16 protein-coding genes are annotated in these 16321 nt (G+C 50.7%); 5 read left to right on the forward strand and 11 right to left on the reverse strand.

Annotated elements, in window-relative coordinates; all coding sequences use genetic code 11:
- Positions 1-29: 29 nt before the first annotated feature.
- Entirely contained in the window at positions 30-920 is an 891-nt protein-coding gene (locus FCL42_RS04460; RefSeq protein WP_169308288.1) for an AraC family transcriptional regulator, read from the reverse strand.
- Between the two features lie 128 nt (positions 921-1048).
- Here FCL42_RS04460 and FCL42_RS04465 point away from each other — a divergent pair, with 128 nt between their 5' ends.
- Positions 1049-1438 carry a hypothetical protein gene (locus FCL42_RS04465; RefSeq protein WP_136862176.1) on the forward strand — a complete coding sequence of 130 codons (390 nt, stop codon included), beginning with the start codon at positions 1049-1051 and terminating at the stop codon, positions 1436-1438.
- Positions 1439-1516: 78 nt separating this feature from the next.
- Here the strand turns inward: FCL42_RS04465 and FCL42_RS04470 are convergent, their stop codons facing one another.
- The 5 genes from FCL42_RS04470 to FCL42_RS04485 form a co-directional block, all read right to left on the reverse strand.
- Complete coding sequence (locus tag FCL42_RS04470) at positions 1517-2065, reverse strand: DUF7010 family protein (RefSeq protein ID WP_136862177.1); 549 nt, start codon at positions 2063-2065, stop codon at positions 1517-1519.
- A 344-nt stretch (positions 2066-2409) separates the two neighbouring features.
- Entirely contained in the window at positions 2410-2583 is a 174-nt protein-coding gene (locus FCL42_RS21670) for a hypothetical protein (RefSeq protein ID WP_169308289.1), read from the reverse strand.
- A gap of 217 nt (positions 2584-2800) precedes the next feature.
- Complete coding sequence (locus tag FCL42_RS04475; RefSeq protein ID WP_136862178.1) at positions 2801-3511, reverse strand: ZrgA family zinc uptake protein; 711 nt, start codon at positions 3509-3511, stop codon at positions 2801-2803.
- A gap of 44 nt (positions 3512-3555) precedes the next feature.
- Positions 3556-4056 carry a hypothetical protein gene (locus FCL42_RS04480; RefSeq protein ID WP_136862179.1) on the reverse strand — a complete coding sequence of 167 codons (501 nt, stop codon included), beginning with the start codon at positions 4054-4056 and terminating at the stop codon, positions 3556-3558.
- A gap of 3 nt (positions 4057-4059) precedes the next feature.
- Positions 4060-4602 (reverse strand): DUF3299 domain-containing protein, encoded by a 543-nt coding sequence (locus FCL42_RS04485; protein WP_136862180.1) that lies wholly within the window; start codon positions 4600-4602, stop codon positions 4060-4062.
- Positions 4603-4735: 133 nt separating this feature from the next.
- On the opposite strand from FCL42_RS04485, the gene FCL42_RS04490 reads away from it, so the two are divergent.
- Both FCL42_RS04490 and FCL42_RS04495 read left to right on the forward strand, forming a co-directional pair.
- Complete coding sequence (locus FCL42_RS04490; RefSeq protein WP_136862181.1) at positions 4736-5458, forward strand: ABC transporter ATP-binding protein; 723 nt, start codon at positions 4736-4738, stop codon at positions 5456-5458.
- A complete protein-coding gene (locus tag FCL42_RS04495) occupies positions 5455-6699 on the forward strand; it encodes an ABC transporter permease (RefSeq protein ID WP_136862182.1) in 1245 nt (414 codons plus the stop codon). Before FCL42_RS04490 ends, FCL42_RS04495 begins: the two co-directional genes overlap by 4 nt.
- A 51-nt stretch (positions 6700-6750) precedes the next feature.
- On the opposite strand, the gene FCL42_RS04500 is transcribed toward FCL42_RS04495, so the two are convergent.
- A complete protein-coding gene (locus FCL42_RS04500) occupies positions 6751-7704 on the reverse strand; it encodes a GTP-binding protein (protein ID WP_229359775.1) in 954 nt (317 codons plus the stop codon).
- A 345-nt stretch (positions 7705-8049) separates the two neighbouring features.
- Between FCL42_RS04500 and FCL42_RS04505 the strand changes: the two genes are divergently transcribed.
- Positions 8050-8970, forward strand: coding sequence for a DUF5692 family protein (locus tag FCL42_RS04505; protein WP_136862183.1), 921 nt, complete (start codon positions 8050-8052; stop codon positions 8968-8970).
- 93 nt (positions 8971-9063) lie between these two features.
- On the opposite strand, the gene FCL42_RS04510 is transcribed toward FCL42_RS04505, so the two are convergent.
- The 4 genes from FCL42_RS04510 to FCL42_RS04525 all read right to left on the reverse strand — a co-directional run bounded on the left by FCL42_RS04510 (position 9064) and on the right by FCL42_RS04525 (position 13867).
- On the reverse strand, positions 9064-11361 hold the full coding sequence (locus tag FCL42_RS04510; RefSeq protein ID WP_169308290.1) for a TonB-dependent receptor: 2298 nt from the start codon (positions 11359-11361) through the stop codon (positions 9064-9066).
- Between the two features lie 316 nt (positions 11362-11677).
- Positions 11678-12559 (reverse strand): fructosamine kinase family protein, encoded by an 882-nt coding sequence (locus FCL42_RS04515; RefSeq protein ID WP_136862185.1) that lies wholly within the window; start codon positions 12557-12559, stop codon positions 11678-11680.
- Between the two features lie 5 nt (positions 12560-12564).
- Positions 12565-12873, reverse strand: coding sequence for a hypothetical protein (locus FCL42_RS04520; RefSeq protein WP_136862186.1), 309 nt, complete (start codon positions 12871-12873; stop codon positions 12565-12567).
- A gap of 130 nt (positions 12874-13003) precedes the next feature.
- On the reverse strand, positions 13004-13867 hold the full coding sequence (locus FCL42_RS04525) for a bifunctional 5,10-methylenetetrahydrofolate dehydrogenase/5,10-methenyltetrahydrofolate cyclohydrolase (RefSeq protein ID WP_136862187.1): 864 nt from the start codon (positions 13865-13867) through the stop codon (positions 13004-13006).
- A 387-nt stretch (positions 13868-14254) separates the two neighbouring features.
- Between FCL42_RS04525 and FCL42_RS04530 the strand changes: the two genes are divergently transcribed.
- Positions 14255-16234 (forward strand): SDR family oxidoreductase, encoded by a 1980-nt coding sequence (locus FCL42_RS04530; protein WP_136862188.1) that lies wholly within the window; start codon positions 14255-14257, stop codon positions 16232-16234.
- Positions 16235-16321: the final 87 nt, after the last annotated feature.

Below are 16321 nucleotides of genomic sequence, written 5' to 3' on the forward strand. Positions count from 1 at the left end.
GCAAAACAGGAGCCTTGATGGCTCCTGTTTTATATGTTCCCTTGTTTTCTCGACTGTCCTGGCGTTTTCCCCATTAGACTTCGATACGCCTTACGAAAAGCTACTTCCGACTGATAACCGCAGGCTTGGGCGATGTCCATGGTAGAGCGTTGTGTGGTTTCCAATAACCGTTTTGCACTCTGCATGCGCCACTGAGTTAGGTACTTGATGGGAGAGATGCCAACAAGAAGGTGAAACTGCTGTGAAAAGCGGGTACGGCCCATGGCCGCCAATTTGGCGAGAGAGTCCAATGTCCATTGGCGCTCAGGATATTGGTGTATGGCACTTAATGCGGCACTGATGCGGCGATCAAACAGTGCTGCCAACAGCCCAGTGTCCAACCCTTTGGCGATTTGTAGCCGCAGAAGCTGCACAAATAGCAGATGGCAAAGCTGATTGACCACCACATAACTGCCTGGCTGAGCCAGCTCCAGTTCAGACACCATCAACTCAACCAAGGTTCGAATGGCAGAATGTTGCCCCTGCTCTCCTAACTCCAACACGATAACCCCAGGCAGCTCATCCAGTAGCGTCGAAGTTCCAAGATTATCAAAATCAAAAAAGCCGCAGAGTAAATTGGTAGCAACGCCGTCCTCTTGCTGCCCAGGGTCGTTCAAACGTACCTTGGCCTTAACATCAGACTGGCTGGAAACAAGGTGCTTGGCATCGTGGGGAAACAGCACCAGATCGCCCGCTTTCAACCTCAGAGGCTCTTGCCCTTCTAGGTGCAGCCAACCTTGACCTGAGCCGAGCATATGAAAAGGGATACGTCGCTGTCCTGAGGTATCCACCGCCCAATGGCCACAAAAATCCGCATGGACGTACACCTCGGCGCGAAGCTGCAAATTACTTAAGAGTTCACTGAGGGGATCTTGATTCATTAACATCAATCTGTACTCTCGACTATATTTTGCGAACTAATAGGCATTATTAATACACCAGATTGCCACTATAGTCTCTCTCGAACGGAAACAAACCGAAATTGAATCCCAACAACGAGGAGAGAACGATGACAGTAACCAACCTAATTAAACGCGCAACAGCCATCTTTACGCTCAGTATTGCCATGATTGCTGGCGTGCAAGCAGACACCCCAACGACCCGCGCCGATGGCGTGACCGTTATCCATCTGGATGAATACAGCGGTTATTTCTCAGCTAAGGAAACCGTTGCGGGACTAAAAGCAGGCGAGTATGAATTTGTCGTCACCAACAAAGCAGACAAATTGGTGGGCTTTCAGATTCAAAGCATCGATAACAGAGAGACTCTGGATATGTTTCCCTTAGAGCCAGGAGAAACTCGCATCAGCAAGGTGACCATTGGTGAGGACGGAGTCCGATTCCGCTGCCCGATTAACCCAACACCTTGGTACGATCTGGACGTCATCAAAGCCCGTTAAAAACTGCTCGAAACCCCTTCCATCGCCCTCCCTTTCGCAGCTCTGTGACAATGGCAGAGCTGCTTTTTGGGTGTTGGCTCAGGTTGCCAGCGCTGATGCTCTGCTGTTACTGCGGCTCCAAAGCACCACAGCAAACACCACTTCAATAACGCCACCGGCAAAAGCTCCGGTAGCAAAGGCAGCATCAGCAAACAGCAATAACGCTCCGCTCCCCATCAGCACCGCACCAAATACCCAATAGGTTTTCAGGCCATATAGGGTTTGAAACACCAAATATCTGGCGCCGATAACCAGTAGCATTACAGGGAAAAACAGCGCCACCTGCTGCTGAGATACGATAAAGGCGATCAGTAACCCCGCAAATAGAAACCCGATGTTTTCAATCGCCAGATGACGCAGGGGGTTGTCGGTTCGATGTGCTCCAGAGCGTTTAAGCAACTTTGAAAACAACATCGACAATGGAAAAATCAACATCCCTCCGAAAAAGAGCGTCAACATGCCAGCGAGATTCGATAGCCAAAGCCCGCTACAACCGGCGGCGATCCACACTAAACCCGATGCCATCGCGCCCGTGGCGCCGCCATAATAGGCTTGATCCATATCCCTTTGTGATTCGTGAAGCTGCATTACCTATCCCTATATCTACTAGCTCAAAAGTGTCATCCAAACACCCACGGATGAAACTAACCTAACGGATTGGGGTACAATTACAAATCTAACTTTTAAGGGACTGAACTTTGTTACCTGATTTTGCACTGGAGATTTGCCGCTCTGACTTCATATTGTGGTGCAGCTGTCATATCTATAACAAATCAAGGCAATTAAGCAATTAAAGGCCTAAAACCAAAATTCATCATCGCAGATGAATATCACTGGCTACGAAGATCAAAAGAGGGGTTACTAAAGGAGATAAGAGATCGTCAGCCCTCGACGACATCAAGCGCTGACAATATAGAAACGACAAAGGCCAATCAACAGCCCGTAGTGATCACCCTTGTCACAGGTGCTTCAGGAACTAACAGATAACTGTCGTAGGAGAGATAGCAGTTGGTTGCAATAATCTCAGCAACAGTGGCACCATCACCAATCACGTCTCTTAAGGTAATGAGGGTGAATCCTTGGTTTTTCGATTGGGAAGTCAACATTCGCGCGTCTCTATTCCTTTGGTGTGTTACTGCCTAGTGTATCGCGGCGACGGTCACGAAATATAATAGAATTTTCAGCAACAAACCAAACTCACTTGGGCATTTATTGCATTTAATCTGAAACCTGAGCCCAAAATCGTCGACGACGACGCTTGGATCATAAAAGCGCTGCAACGAAAACCGTCACAGCGCTTGTATTGATAGCTCGAAATGAGGACTAAAGCTTAACCCAAGGGGCGATTCGCTCAACTGAGGTTGCGCCTTGGCCTACGCCAATTAGCCACTGCATGTTTATCGATTCCAACTGAGGCATCACCTTAAACAAACCAAGCTCAACCTGTTCAACCTGCCCATCACACTGAAACTGGTATGTGATGGTCAGATTACTGTGCTCGCCACTGTGTTCATGACCTTCATGATCATGGCCTTCGTGCTCATGACCTTCGTGCTCATGACCTTCGTGCTCATGACCTTCGTGCTCATGACCTTCGTGCTCATGACCTTCGTGCTCAAGGCCTTCGTGTTCATGACCTTCGTGCTCGTGACCTTCGTGCTCATGATCTTCGTGCTCGTGACCTTCGTGGTCATCAACACTCAAAGACTCAGGCTCAAAAGGCAATTCGATGCTTCGGCTGTTAAGATCGCAGCTTTCCCCTCGAAAGGCAAAGTGAGACGCCTGCTTTAATCGCGAAACCGCCTCTAGATACACCTTAACTTGCTTGCCCTCAGGCGCATGCTCAAAACCCACTAAATTTGCCAAAGGCGAGCTAAATTCAATCTCAATCTGCTGGCCTTCTTGAATGTAGTTAAGCTCGGCAATGCCGTGTTGATGAGCATCAAAAGCAGCAACGCTGGTCGCGCTCAGGCCAAGTAGCCCCATGGCAAATATACTGTTGGGCAATAGCCTAGAAATTGGTGCTGTTGTCATTGTTTTTCCTACTGCGATTTAGACAATCATAATTAGCTTGATGATTATCCTGACTTTTTATTCTCTTCAGGGGTAATCACTCGGATCAGAATGAACGCGGATTTCGAGCTGGACTGACCTTTGTGATTGCCTGATAACTTACCCCGCAGCACGTATTGACCCGCTTTACTCGGTTTGATCTTGAGGGAAAACTCCTTCCCCAACCCCGACTCAATCGGCAAGTCAACATCGCCGCTAAGGCCCAATACCTCGCCTGACTTCCACTGAACCTTGGCGTTATCAAAATTCGCTGGCACCAATACCGTAAATGGAACGGTTTGCTGCTCACCGAGGCTCACGGTGTAATTGGCTTTAGCCTCTAACGCCATACCGGTGTCACTCGGCCCATTAAATCTCGGGGCGCCCACGCCCATTCCCATGCCGACGCCATGATAGCCATAACTACCAAAACCGTGATTGGCACACGCCAAAGCCGCAGTGGATGTCATCAGAGTCGCCACTGCGATCAGCATTCCTGCTGTTGGAGATTTAAGGTGAGATTTCATGATCTACTCCGTATATGGATAGACGTTATCGACGGCCAGTTCATAGGCCGCCGTGCCCATGTCGCTTTCCGTGGTTTTGATGGTCAACTTTCCCTCCAACCAGAACGCATCCTGATAGGAATTAAGCTCAATCCCTTTAGCATAAGACACGTACACAATTTGGTTTGGCGGCGGTGGCGGCTGGTGCAAACACGCGCCAAAAAAAGGCACCAATAGAAATTCCGTCACCGTGGTGCCCTCTTTCATCTCCAGCGGCACAACAAAACCCGGAATTTTGATTTTGGTATTGTCAAATTCGCTGACCACTCGGGTTGACGCTAAGGCTTCAAAATAGCGCTGCTCATCGATGCCCTCTGACTCCCCAAGGCTATCTAGGGTGTCTTCGCTGCTGCCATCTTGGATATCAAAGATGCTCTCCGGTGGATTGAGTAGCGCATCAAGATCATCTGCGGGCATTAACTCCACCCAAGCCACTTCTCGATATTGGGCCGCATTGACACTGGCACAGGAAAACACCAACGTCAGTGACGCCAGCACTATACTCATGATTGCGTTTCGCAATCGACATTCAGTCATTTGATAACACTCCAAAGGGTTTCGGGTCTTGATGGTTTTGTTATAACATAACTGACACTTATCAGAAAAATAATGCTCTCTAGCTGAAACAGGTGGTAACACTTTGCAAGCCTCCCAAATCGGTTCTAAGCCACAAGCCATCGAACTGTCACAACTCACTTTTGCCTACCCTGGTCGCAACACTAACCTGGTGCTCGACATACCCAAATGGACATTAAACGCAGGTGAGCGCTGTTTCCTATTTGGCGCTTCAGGTGCAGGCAAAAGCACGCTTTTGAACCTCATCTCCGGCGTACTGCCAACAACGTCAGGAAAACTCAAGGTTCTCGGACAGGAGTTAACGCAGATGTCGTCCCGTAAGCGGGATCAGTTTCGCGCCAGACACATTGGCGTGGTTTTTCAGCAGTTCAATCTAATTCCATACCTGAGCGTCAATGACAACATCCAGTTAGCCCTGCATTTTGCTGACGATAACGCCGATGACCATCAGGACACCATAGTCTCGAGGATCGAAAGGCTATTTGACGCCCTACAATTGGACATTGCCCTGCTGCAGCGGCAAAGCCGAGAACTGAGCGTGGGTCAACAGCAGCGGGTAGCCATCGCCCGCGCCCTTATCAACAATCCTGAGCTGTTAATTGTAGACGAACCCACTTCTGCTCTGGATACCTACGCCCGAGACAACTTTATGACGCTGTTGATGGACTCCTGCGCCATTAACCAAAGCTCATTGTTGTTTGTCAGTCACGACCTCACGCTTCAGTCCTACTTCGATCTCCACACCGATTTGTGCAAGCTCAACCGAGTTTCAGGAGCACAGTCATGATTCTCAAACTGGCCCTAAAAAGCCTAATGAACCGCAAAACCTCGGTACTGCTGACCCTATTCTCCATTGTGGTCAGCTTGTCACTGCTGATTACGGTTGAGCACGTGCGATCCGAGGCCAAGTCCAGTTTCAACCGCACCGTGTCCAGCGTCGATCTCATTGTTGGTGCCAGAACCGGTCAGTTGAACCTGCTGCTCTACTCCATCTTTCGAATAGGCAATGCCACCAACAACGTCTCTTGGCAAAGCTACCAAACCATCGCCAAACACCGAGACGTCACCTGGTCGATACCTTTGTCGTTAGGCGATTCCCATAAGGGCTACCGAGTGCTTGGAACCAATCAGGATTACTTCGAGTTTTATCGTTATGGTGACAAGCGTCAGTTGGCGTTTTCCGATGGCCGCGCCTTTGCATCGCCATTTGGCGCGGTGATTGGTGCTGAAGTGGCCAAGGCACTCAACTACAAGGTGGGCAAGCGCATCACCCTCTCTCACGGCGTGGGTCAGGTGAGTTTCAGCGAACACGACAATGCGCCATTTGAGGTGGTCGGCATTTTAAAGCCTACGGGGACCCCCGTTGACCAAACCATCCACGTCACACTTGAGGGAATCGAGGCAGTGCATATGCCGCCAAGTCGCCTCAAACAGCTGCAACAAGCCGTCGCACAGGGCAAACCGGTGACGGTTGAGCCCGCTTCCATCACGGCATTTATGTTGGGATTAAAGTCCAAGATGTCGGTCTTTAAGGTTCAGCGCGGCATTAATCAGTACAAAAAGGAGCCTTTGATGGCCGTACTGCCCGGTGTCGCTCTGATCGATCTGTGGTCAATGATAAGCTCGGTTGAGAACATCCTACGCATCATCTCCCTGTGCGTTTTCGTCTCCGCCATTTTAGGACTGACGACCATGCTGCTTGCCTCCATGCAGGAGCGCCAACGAGAGATTGCGGTGCTGCGTGCCATTGGTGCAGGCCCTTGGGTTCTATTTGGTCTTATTCAGCTAGAAGCGATATTGGTCACCCTAACCGCCATCGGCCTTTCTCTGGCCTTGGTTACCGGCTTATTCGCCGCGGCCAGTGACGTTTTAGCCGCACACTATGGGGTATTCATCTCCAGTAACGTCCTTAGTCCAACTCAGTTTATTCAGTTGGCAGCCGCACTTGCCGTGACCATATTGGTTGCATTAATCCCCTCGATAAACGCTTACCGTAAAGCGCTGCACGTCAGTCTTAGCGGCCGCTGATTCATCGGGCGGCGAGCCAATATGGCTCGCCCGCCCAGCTAACCATACTGGTTAATTTGAAATGCGGCTTTTGGCAGACTCAAGGCTGGCCGCTACCGCTTGGTTAAGCTGCTCAGGAACACTGCCTGGCCCCACCGCCAGCAGTTTAGTTCCAGTTTCTGGCTCACCGTTGTATGGCCGGATATACACCTCGCCATCGGGACAACGTTCAAAATAGAGATAGCCCTCTCGGTTCCCCACCACTGTACAGCCTTTGATTCTGAGAACCGACGGTCCAATGGCATCGCAAATCTCCTGAATGCAGAGATAGTCCGGTAATGGTGGCAGATCCACTGAGCAGGAGGACCAGTGAGCTTTATGGTGTGCCATCGGCAAAGCCTGATTTGAACTGGGCTGAAGCTGAGGCAACGTGCGGTGGTCAAATGCCTCCATGGGCATCACTGTCGCCAACGGATTCAGTGTGCTCAGCTCATCCACCACCTGTTTATGGCGACTGTCGGATATCTGGTCTAATCGAGTCAGCAGAATCACCGTTGATACCTGAATCTGATTGGCCTCAAGTTCGTTATGCTCACCCCGCCGTTGCCAATTTTTGGCATCCACTACCGAGATCTGCACCGGCGGTAAAAAGCGCTCGTGAAGCCCAACGCCCAAGAACCCCATCAGTTTGGCTGCATCGGAAGTGCCGTTCGCCTCAATAAGGGTAATGCCCCGCTTCCGCTCTGGAATTCGATTCACCTCCCCTCTGAGCTCTTGAATGCCGCTGCAACAGATACAACTGCCATTTAAGGCTTTCAACCAATTGGGCGCCACAAGCTCGGTTAACTGCTGAGCGTCCAAATAGGCATTTTCATAGTCGTTCAAAATCACAAAGGGTGACCAGCCGCTGCTGGCGTACGCTTGGGTCAAACGCTTAAGCAGTGTGGTTTTGCCCGCGCCCAGAAACCCCACCAGAGCCACAATGGCCTCTTTGGGTTGTTGCCCATCTTGTTCAATCGGTTCCAATACGCTATTCCACTCTAAAAATGTTATGCAATAACATAAGCCAGCCCAGCAACCAAAAGCAACTCATCAAGCTCGAGCGGACGCAGTAGAAAAGTCGCTGACACACCGCAAGCAATGCATCATCACTGTCTCGAGACAATGATTATCTTCAACCTCCAAATAGAGTGATCACTCTAGCAAAATCGAGACTCGGTCAAACAATAAACCGCCGACTTTGATCCACATCAGGTTCCTGCCACGACGTAAGCGCACCATCAATGTGACCCATGACTGATTTTTGCCATTTGTGGGATCCAAATCTGAGAGATATACCGACAGCTTTTACAGTGAAGAAGGTGTAGTTCTATGTTTTTATTTGAAACCATATCGTTTGAAGCCGCCCTCGCCTGGCTGGCCATCTTAACCGCCTTGGTCGTTGTCAACGAGATAACCCGTTACAACAAACAGATGGGTATTCTGTTTTTCATTGTCATCCCCATCGTTCTAACCATTTTCGTCTGGCCCATTACCTCGGGCGCCGACAGTGGCGCCCAGACCGCCAACTGGTTTGCTTGGGTGAAAACCTATTCCGCCCTGATCGGCTGCTATATCGGTTTGGGCCTGAGGTTCTCAAAACGACTGCAAGCCAAACGCTGGTGCCTATTGCTCGCCCCTGGCATCTTAGCGATCAATATTCTGGAGGCGGTGATCAGAGAAGTCGAAGTGGTTGGCATGCAAGGCATCACCGAGGGGATGTTCTACATGGGCGGCCCTTGGAACTATCTCAATGCCACCGCGGGCATCATCAACATTCTTTGCATTAGTGGCTGGTTTGGCATATTGATTTCAAAAGACAAACACCACGATCTGGTGTGGCCCGATATGCTGTGGTTCTGGATCATCGCCTATGATTTGTGGAACTTTGCCTATGTTTACAACTGCTTGACCGACCGCGCATTTTTCAGTGCTGCACTGCTCATCTCCTGCACCATTCCGGCTTTTACCACCAAACGCGGCGCCTGGGCCCAACACCGAGTTCATACCCTCGCCCTCTACATGATGGCGATGATGACCTTCCCCAGCTTCTTTATCGAAAGCAGCGTCGCAGTACCTTCGACCCACGACCCCATCGCCTATTGGACTGTCAGTATTGTGTCGCTGCTGTTTAATCTTGGGGTATTGGCCTATCAAGTTCGCACTATCATCGTGCGGCGGAAAAATCCGCTCACCGAGGATATCTACGATCATTTCAAAGAGCATCAGGCTATCGTCAAAGCCAACCGCTAATGTTCAGCACAGCTCAAGCGCGTTAACCACAAAAAAAGCCGCCTCATCGGAGACGGCTTCACAATCGGTGGCATCTGCCAGCGAGTCTAGGGATTAGAACTTCGCAGTCAGTGATACACTGACGTGACGGCTAGGGCTAAGCTCCTGATTGCCGGTTCCACGGTCTGCACTGACGATGTACTCTTCGTCCAGCAGGTTCTCAACGTTAGCAAAGATGCCGAAGTTATCCCACTCATAACCAAGGCGCATATTCACTACTGTGCGAGCGTCATTTTTAGGGTTGTAGCGAGGGTCATCCATTGGCAAGCCGCTACGATGTGGGGTCAGAGTTTCGTAAGCGCTACTGGCATAGTTGGCATTCACGTTACCAAACCAACCCTCATTACGATAAGTCGCAGCCACGTTAGCGGTCCACTCAGGCGCTCTGGCGAACGCTTTACCGGAAAGATCGACGTCGCCATCTTTAAACTCTTTGAATTCGCTCTTCGCCTGACCAACACCGGCAGTAAAGCTCCAGTTGTCTGTCGGGTTATAGAACATCTCCAGTTCAAAACCCTTCACTTCTGCTTTACCGGCGTTACGGGTCTCTTTATCAAATGAGTTATTGGACAACTGAACTTCGACCTGCATGTCACTCCAGTCAAGGTAGAAAGCGTTGGCGTTCACCACTAGCTCGCCATCCAACCACACAGAGCGGTAGGTCAGTTCATAGTTATCGGTAAACTCCGAGTCGTAGGTAAAGGTCGAGTTTTGAGCCAGGTTGGTGCCCACACCGCCAGACCGATAACCGCGCTGGTAGGTAAAGTGGGTCGACATGTCGTCAGTAATAAAGTAGCTCACGCCCAATTTTGGCAGCCAGGCATCGAAATCGGTCTTGGTTTCCGGAGCGATGCCGGTCGCATTGCTGGCCTGCTGCATCAAAAAGCCATTTAAGCCAGTAATGAGCTGACTCAATCCAGGAACCGGTGGTAGCGCGTTTGGATCCGGCAGCAAGTTCGCATTTTCAATGGTCACGATACTGGCAGAGGAGTTAGCCTGCTCTTCGCGATCGTATCGCAAACCGCCATACACGGCCCAGCTGTCGTTGATCTCGTAGTTAAAGTCGGTGTAGATCGCCATGGATTCAATATCTTGGGTCAAACCGCCAGTGCTGCCAAGAATCACAGGGTCGATAGGCGCATATAGGCTCATCACCATCGCCGTTGTCGCCGGATCCAAGCCAAAACCACCCTGTGCCGGTGGCGCAGACAGAATCTGTTCTAGACCCAGCTCACGCAGATACATACCACGGCCGCCATAGTAGTTATCTTCTACGTCTAGGTTGGAGTAGTAACCGCCAATGGCCGCCGACAGTTGCTCACCTTCATAGATAAAGCGCACTTCCTGAGACAGGGTTTTGTCGGTACGGTTATCGAAAATGGTGCTAACTGGATCTGGGCCAGCATCGCCATCCCAAGCGTAGCCATAGTCAGAATCGGTGTAGGTGGTAATCGCAACTAAAGACCAGTCCGGGGACAGCTCATAATCGATCTCTAAGTTCCAGATGTCGTTTTCGGTAAACTCAAAGGTGGCGTCATTGAAATCAACAATGCGATTATCAAATGGGTTTTCCAAACCACCATTGATCCAAGGCACACCGATTTCACTGTCGTTATAGGTGTAGCTTAGAACCGCACTGAATCCCTCGAGGGCTTTTGGTTCAATCAGCAACTTCAAACGATAGGTTTGATCTTCACTGAAGTTGGAGTCCTCTTTGCGAGTGATGTTGTAGTTCTCACCATCGGCCTCACGCTTCTCACCGGAGAGACGAAATGCCACTTGATCCTCAACTAACTCGCCGCCAACGGCTGCGGCCAATTGCTGATCACCGTCTTCACCAATGGTCAGGCGAGCCTTACCGCCCCACTCGTATTCAGGTTGTGCGGTACGCATTACAATGGCACCGGCCAGAGCATTTCGTCCCTGGAGGGTTGATTGCGGGCCACGGAGCACTTCCACCTGCTCCACATCCCACACGGAAAACGCCCCTTGACGGATCATTCGATATGGCAGTGCCGCGCCATCCACATAGACCGAAGTCAAAAAGCTGTTACCACCACCAGAAACGTTAAAAGCATCAATACCACGAATGTTGAAGCCATCGCCTAGGTTACCGGAGACGTTTGGGATCTGCTGCAGTACATCGTACATGTCGACCAGCTTTTGCTCCTCGATCTGCGCTCGGGTTACCACCGCCACACTGGTGGGGGTTTCCTGCAGTTCACGGTCAATTTTCTGGCCAGTTACAATGATACGCTCGATCTCTTGTTCGTCAGCTACCGCGTGGGCCCCCACTAAGACGGAACCAAAAAGCACGCCTTTAATGACGCTTGCTAAAAATCCATATTTCACAATCAACCCTTAAAATAGTAATGCAAATTGTTTTCATCATCATTCGGGGCGCGAGACTACCACTGCCAAGGTTGCATTTCCAACCCCTTTGTTAAAACTTTTAGTTATAAAATAATGAAGTCTATACAGTCGGTTACAACAAAGATGTTGAATAAAAAAAGCCGAAAGCCCGCCGCACCAGTCATTGTGCCGCTGGCGACTTAATTACAGATAAGAGGGGAAACAGAAGTGAAGCTGACGTTTTTGCTCTAATGACAAAACCAAAATCGTGACACACATCACGCAAAGGCCTGCACCATCAAAAAGTAGGGGTTAGTTAACTCAATGCGATGATCTGTTCGGCCTGTTCGACACACCCAGCTAGGTAGACCCTACCAAACAGATTGAGGTGATTTAGCTGATGATACAGCTGATAAATTGGCAAACGCTGTTTATGGCCTATTTCCAGTGGCGCTTCAGACTCATAGCCAAGATAAAACTCATCGCCAAAGCCACCAAACAGATGGGTCATTGCCAGATCGGTCTCTCGATCGCCATAGTAGCTGGCGGGATCAAAGAACACGCCCTGCCCTTGACTAAAACCGGCATTGCCTCGCCACAGATCCCCATGCAATAAGCTGGCTTTAGGTTGGTGGTCATCAAGCTGTGCTCGGGTAGATTGAATCAAAGCCGCCTCGATGGGTAACAGGCTCTCCCCAAAGCCATTGTGCTTAGCCAACGACAATTGAGGCAACAAACGCTGACTGATGTAGAAATCACACCAACGTGTGTGCCAGCGATTTTGCTGTGGCGTCAAACCGATGAAGTTGTCCTGATGCCAACCATAGCGGCCTTGGGGTTCGGTGAGCTGGTGCAACTGAGCCAGACGTTGGCCAAGGGCAAACTGATCCCCATCACTTTTCAGATCCAAATAGGGCAACACCAAAAACGCATGGTGTTTAAAGCTGCCCACCAGCATCGCGTTGGCAGCAAAGGGCGATAACCTCTCAAGGGACTCGGCTTCGGTTTCCAGCATCGGCAGCGCTGTCAGCTCCCCCAGCTTAATGAAGTAACGTCGATGGCCACATTGCAACACAAAGCTCTGGAGGGTATCACCGCCACTGACCGGCTCAAGCCCATGAGCTTCGCAGTCACAGCTGGCCTGACTGGACAACTGAGTGCAGATGTGGCGCCACAACGGCGAGTGCAACGACTCCACCTTAGCTACTCTTTTTGCACTGAGACGGTAAAGACGGGAGTCGGCACTAACAGGGTTTGCACCACCTTATGCAGTCTGGCCAGCTCCTGCTTGACCGTACTTTGCTCAGCGCCAAAAAAGCTCAGCTCAAGTTGCATCTCTGGGGCGACGTATTGACAGGACATCACGTTAGAATCAGAGATGGCCGAATCCATGTATTGCTCCAGTAGACGCTCCATCGGTGGCACGTCAGCAGGTTTAAGCGCAAATGAGACCGACAAACGGATCAGACTGAACTCCGTCGTTTCGTTTCCTTCAAAACCAGGAATAACCATGAAATACCTAACTAAATCATGACGCCCTCTCAGTTGATAGGGCGTCCTAAACACGCATTAGTTAAGAGTGTACCCACTTTCCAAAAATGCGAACAGTACCCAGAAGCGGATTACCCCATCAAACTTCTACCTAACCGACAGATTTGAGGTAACACTGAAAAGTGTTGTGCAGTAAATAGGCGATGGTCATGGGCCCAACTCCCCCGGGAACAGGGGTGACTGCAGCGGCGACCTGAGTTACCGAGTCAAAATCAACGTCCCCAAGCAATTTAGAGCCAGTTGGTTGTTGAACTCGGTTGATCCCCACGTCGATCACCACGGCGCCGGGTTTCACCCAGCTTTCATCAACCAAGTGAGCACGGCCGGCGGCCACCACCAGAATATCCGCTTGAGCGGCTAACTGCTGTGGCGACTCGGTTTTTGAATGCAGCATCTGCACCGTACAGTTTTCGGCCAAAAACAGCGCCGCTGCTGGCTTACCTACAATATTGGAACGGCCAACAATGGCCACACGCTTACCGCTAAGATCTGGCCCCAATACCGACTTGGCTAGAGTCACGCAGCCCTGAGGCGTACAGGGTGCAATGGCATCGGCCTCACCTAACGACAAGCGGCCTACATTGACCGGGTGAAATCCATCCACGTCTTTATCGGGTCTGATGGCATTGAGTACCCGTTTCTCATCGATGTGAGTCGGTAACGGCATCTGCACCAAGATACCATCTATCTGCTCGTCGTTATTCAGGGAGGTAATGATGCCAAGTAGGTCCGATTGCTGAGTGGTTTCAGGCAGACGATGTTCGATACTGCGCACGCCCAGTTGCTCACAGCGGCGAATCTTATTGCGCACGTAGATCTCACTGGCGGCATCACTGCCAACCAACACCACCGCTAACGCTGGCGCTCGGTGATCGCTCTTTAAAGATTCTATACGAACCGCTAACTCATTCATCATGGCATCCGCTATCGCTTTGCCATCAATCACCTTTGCCATACAAAACACTCCATCTACCGCAAAAGCTCAGTAGTTTATGATGTTTACGTAGGCAGCGGCTATGGAGATTGGTTCAACTGAAGAGTTTTTAAGCGCTTGAGTTAAAATAATTTATCAATATAAAACGACTGATTATTCACTCAGAGATCAACGCCCCATGGGTGCAATTCGATTACAAATTGAGCCAAATGCATAATTTGCTTCGATTTTGCGGCAAACAGTAAGCAAAATGTCACATTTGCAGGTTGAATACACTAGGGATTGTTTATCTTACAATTCAAATATTTATATTGAACTGGTCAGTCCAACTCATTATGTTAGAGATATCCTAGACAGCGTAATCATCTCAAGACCTTAGGGTCTTGGCATCAAGGAAGGAGCATAAGGATGAGCTACCTGATCACTGGTGCAACAGGCTTGGTCGGTCAGCAGTTGTTAACGCGGCTGCTGAAACGGCGTAAGAGCCTCTATTGCCTTGTAAAAGATGACGATAACCGCCAGCGCCTTCTCGATATGGCGGCAAAGTTAAATCAGCAAAGGCTCATCATCCCGATCATGGGAAACCTTCGCGATCCCCTGTTGGGCCTAAGCGAAACCGACCTTGAACACCTTAAAGGCAACGTCACCGACGTGGTCCACCTGGCCTGCGACCGAGACTTTGGCAACATCACCAATGAACGAGTGAAGCGCCACATCTACGGTACCGAGCAGGTGATCGCCTGCGGCCACGCAATTGGTGCTAAGCGGCTGCACCATTTAAGCTCCATTGCCGCCGCAGGCCTGTATCGCGGCTGTTTCGATGAAACCATGTTTTCCCAAGCAGAGCAGCTGACACACCCCTATTTTTTGTCCCACCATCTATGCGAAAAGGTGGTACGCCAGCAGTCCGATTTGGCGTTTCGGATCTACCGGCCTGGGTTCATTGTTGGTGACAGCCAAACCGGCCAAGCCAATCGAGTTCAGGGACCCTACTATTTCTTCAAATTGATGCAGCGCCTTGGGGATATGGTGCCCAAATGGATGCCTTTGGCGGGCTTTGAAGGGGGCTGCATCAACATCGTGCCGGCGGATTATGTGGCCGATGCACTGGATTGCCTCATTCATACGCCCGACCTCGATGGCCAGTGCTTCCACCTTACCGACAATAAACCCTATCTTGCCGGTGAAGTGCTAAACCTCATCTCCAAAGCCAATCGCGGGCCAACATTAACCCTAAAATTCAACATGAATCTTGGCGGCCTGTTACCCCAGCCTTGGCTGCAACTGGCCAGTCAATATCCACCCATTGCCAAGTTGGGCCAACGAGTACTGGCGGATCTGGGGATTCCTCAGGATCTGTGGTCGATGCTGAACTACCCCACCCGCTTCGATAATCACAACGCCAAACGCATTCTGGATGCCGCCGGAATTCACTGCCCTGATCTAGCCAGCTACATCAATCCAGTTTGGGATTACTGGGAGCGAAACCTAGATCCCGAGCTGTTTATCGAGCAAGCCATCTGCGCCAAGTTGGCCAACAAAGTGGTCATGATCACCGGTGCCGGTTCTGGCATCGGCCGAGCCTGCGCGCAGCGCCTAGCCACTACCGGTGCCAAGCTGATTCTGGTGGGGCGCCGTCAAGACAAGCTCGAGGAAACCTTAGCGCTTATCGAAGCCAAAGGGGGCAAAGGCCTCGCCTGCCCCTGTGATTTAACCCAAGACGACGCGGTTAAGCAGCTCATTAGCGAACGGCTGTCTCAAGAGGGCAATGTGGACGTGCTGATCAACTGCGCCGGGCGCTCCATTCGCCGCTCAGTGCAGCACTCCACCGAGCGGATGCACGATTATGAACGCACCATGGCCATCAACTATTTTGCTAGGGTTCGACTGATTCTTGGCCTTATTGAAACCATGGCCAGTCAGGGTCGAGGCCACATCATCAATGTGTCTAGCATCGGTGTGCTCACCAACGCCCCTCGCTTTAGCGCCTATGTGGCCTCGAATTCGGCGCTGGAGGCATTTTGCCGCTGCGCTGGCGCAGAATATGCCGATAGAAACGTCAGTTTTACCACCATCAACATGCCCTTAGTCGACACCCCAATGAGTGCGCCCACGGAGTTGTATCAAGCCATACCGACCTTGAGTGCAGCCCAAGCGGCGGATCTCATCGCCAAAGCGGTGGTTAAACGGCCGAAACGCATCGCAACTCGATTGGGGATCGTTGGCGCCACACTGCACGCACTGTCGCCCACCATCGCAGAGTCATGCATGAACATGTTGTATCGCCTATTCCCTGAATCCGGAGAGATTCAGCCCAATGACAAGCACTATCACAATCAGCAGCAGATCATCGGGCTGGCAGCCATGTTAAGAGGAATCCATTTTTAAAAGCCAAAACCAAGAGCGATAAGCCAAGACTTATCAAGTTGCGATAACAAGAAGGATGCGCGGTATTGCGCCAATTTAGGAGTCGTT

Origin of the sequence: Ferrimonas aestuarii, from assembly GCF_005116665.1 — a bacterium.
Classification (GTDB): Bacteria; Pseudomonadota; Gammaproteobacteria; order Enterobacterales; family Shewanellaceae; genus Ferrimonas; species Ferrimonas aestuarii.

Coding starts and splice junctions, on each gene's coding strand:
- FCL42_RS04475 (WP_136862178.1), bottom strand. CDS start 3,511: ATGACAACAGCACCAATTTCTAGGCTATTGCCCAACAGTATATTTGCC.
- FCL42_RS04485 (WP_136862180.1), bottom strand. CDS start 4,602: ATGAGTATAGTGCTGGCGTCACTGACGTTGGTGTTTTCCTGTGCCAGT.
- FCL42_RS04470 (WP_136862177.1), bottom strand. CDS start 2,065: ATGCAGCTTCACGAATCACAAAGGGATATGGATCAAGCCTATTATGGC.
- FCL42_RS04480 (WP_136862179.1), bottom strand. CDS start 4,056: ATGAAATCTCACCTTAAATCTCCAACAGCAGGAATGCTGATCGCAGTG.
- FCL42_RS04495 (WP_136862182.1), top strand. CDS start 5,455: ATGATTCTCAAACTGGCCCTAAAAAGCCTAATGAACCGCAAAACCTCG.
- FCL42_RS04460 (WP_169308288.1), bottom strand. CDS start 920: ATGAATCAAGATCCCCTCAGTGAACTCTTAAGTAATTTGCAGCTTCGC.
- FCL42_RS21670 (WP_169308289.1), bottom strand. CDS start 2,583: ATGTTGACTTCCCAATCGAAAAACCAAGGATTCACCCTCATTACCTTA.
- FCL42_RS04465 (WP_136862176.1), top strand. CDS start 1,049: ATGACAGTAACCAACCTAATTAAACGCGCAACAGCCATCTTTACGCTC.
- FCL42_RS04520 (WP_136862186.1), bottom strand. CDS start 12,873: ATGGTTATTCCTGGTTTTGAAGGAAACGAAACGACGGAGTTCAGTCTG.
- FCL42_RS04505 (WP_136862183.1), top strand. CDS start 8,050: ATGTTTTTATTTGAAACCATATCGTTTGAAGCCGCCCTCGCCTGGCTG.
- FCL42_RS04530 (WP_136862188.1), top strand. CDS start 14,255: ATGAGCTACCTGATCACTGGTGCAACAGGCTTGGTCGGTCAGCAGTTG.
- FCL42_RS04525 (WP_136862187.1), bottom strand. CDS start 13,867: ATGGCAAAGGTGATTGATGGCAAAGCGATAGCGGATGCCATGATGAAT.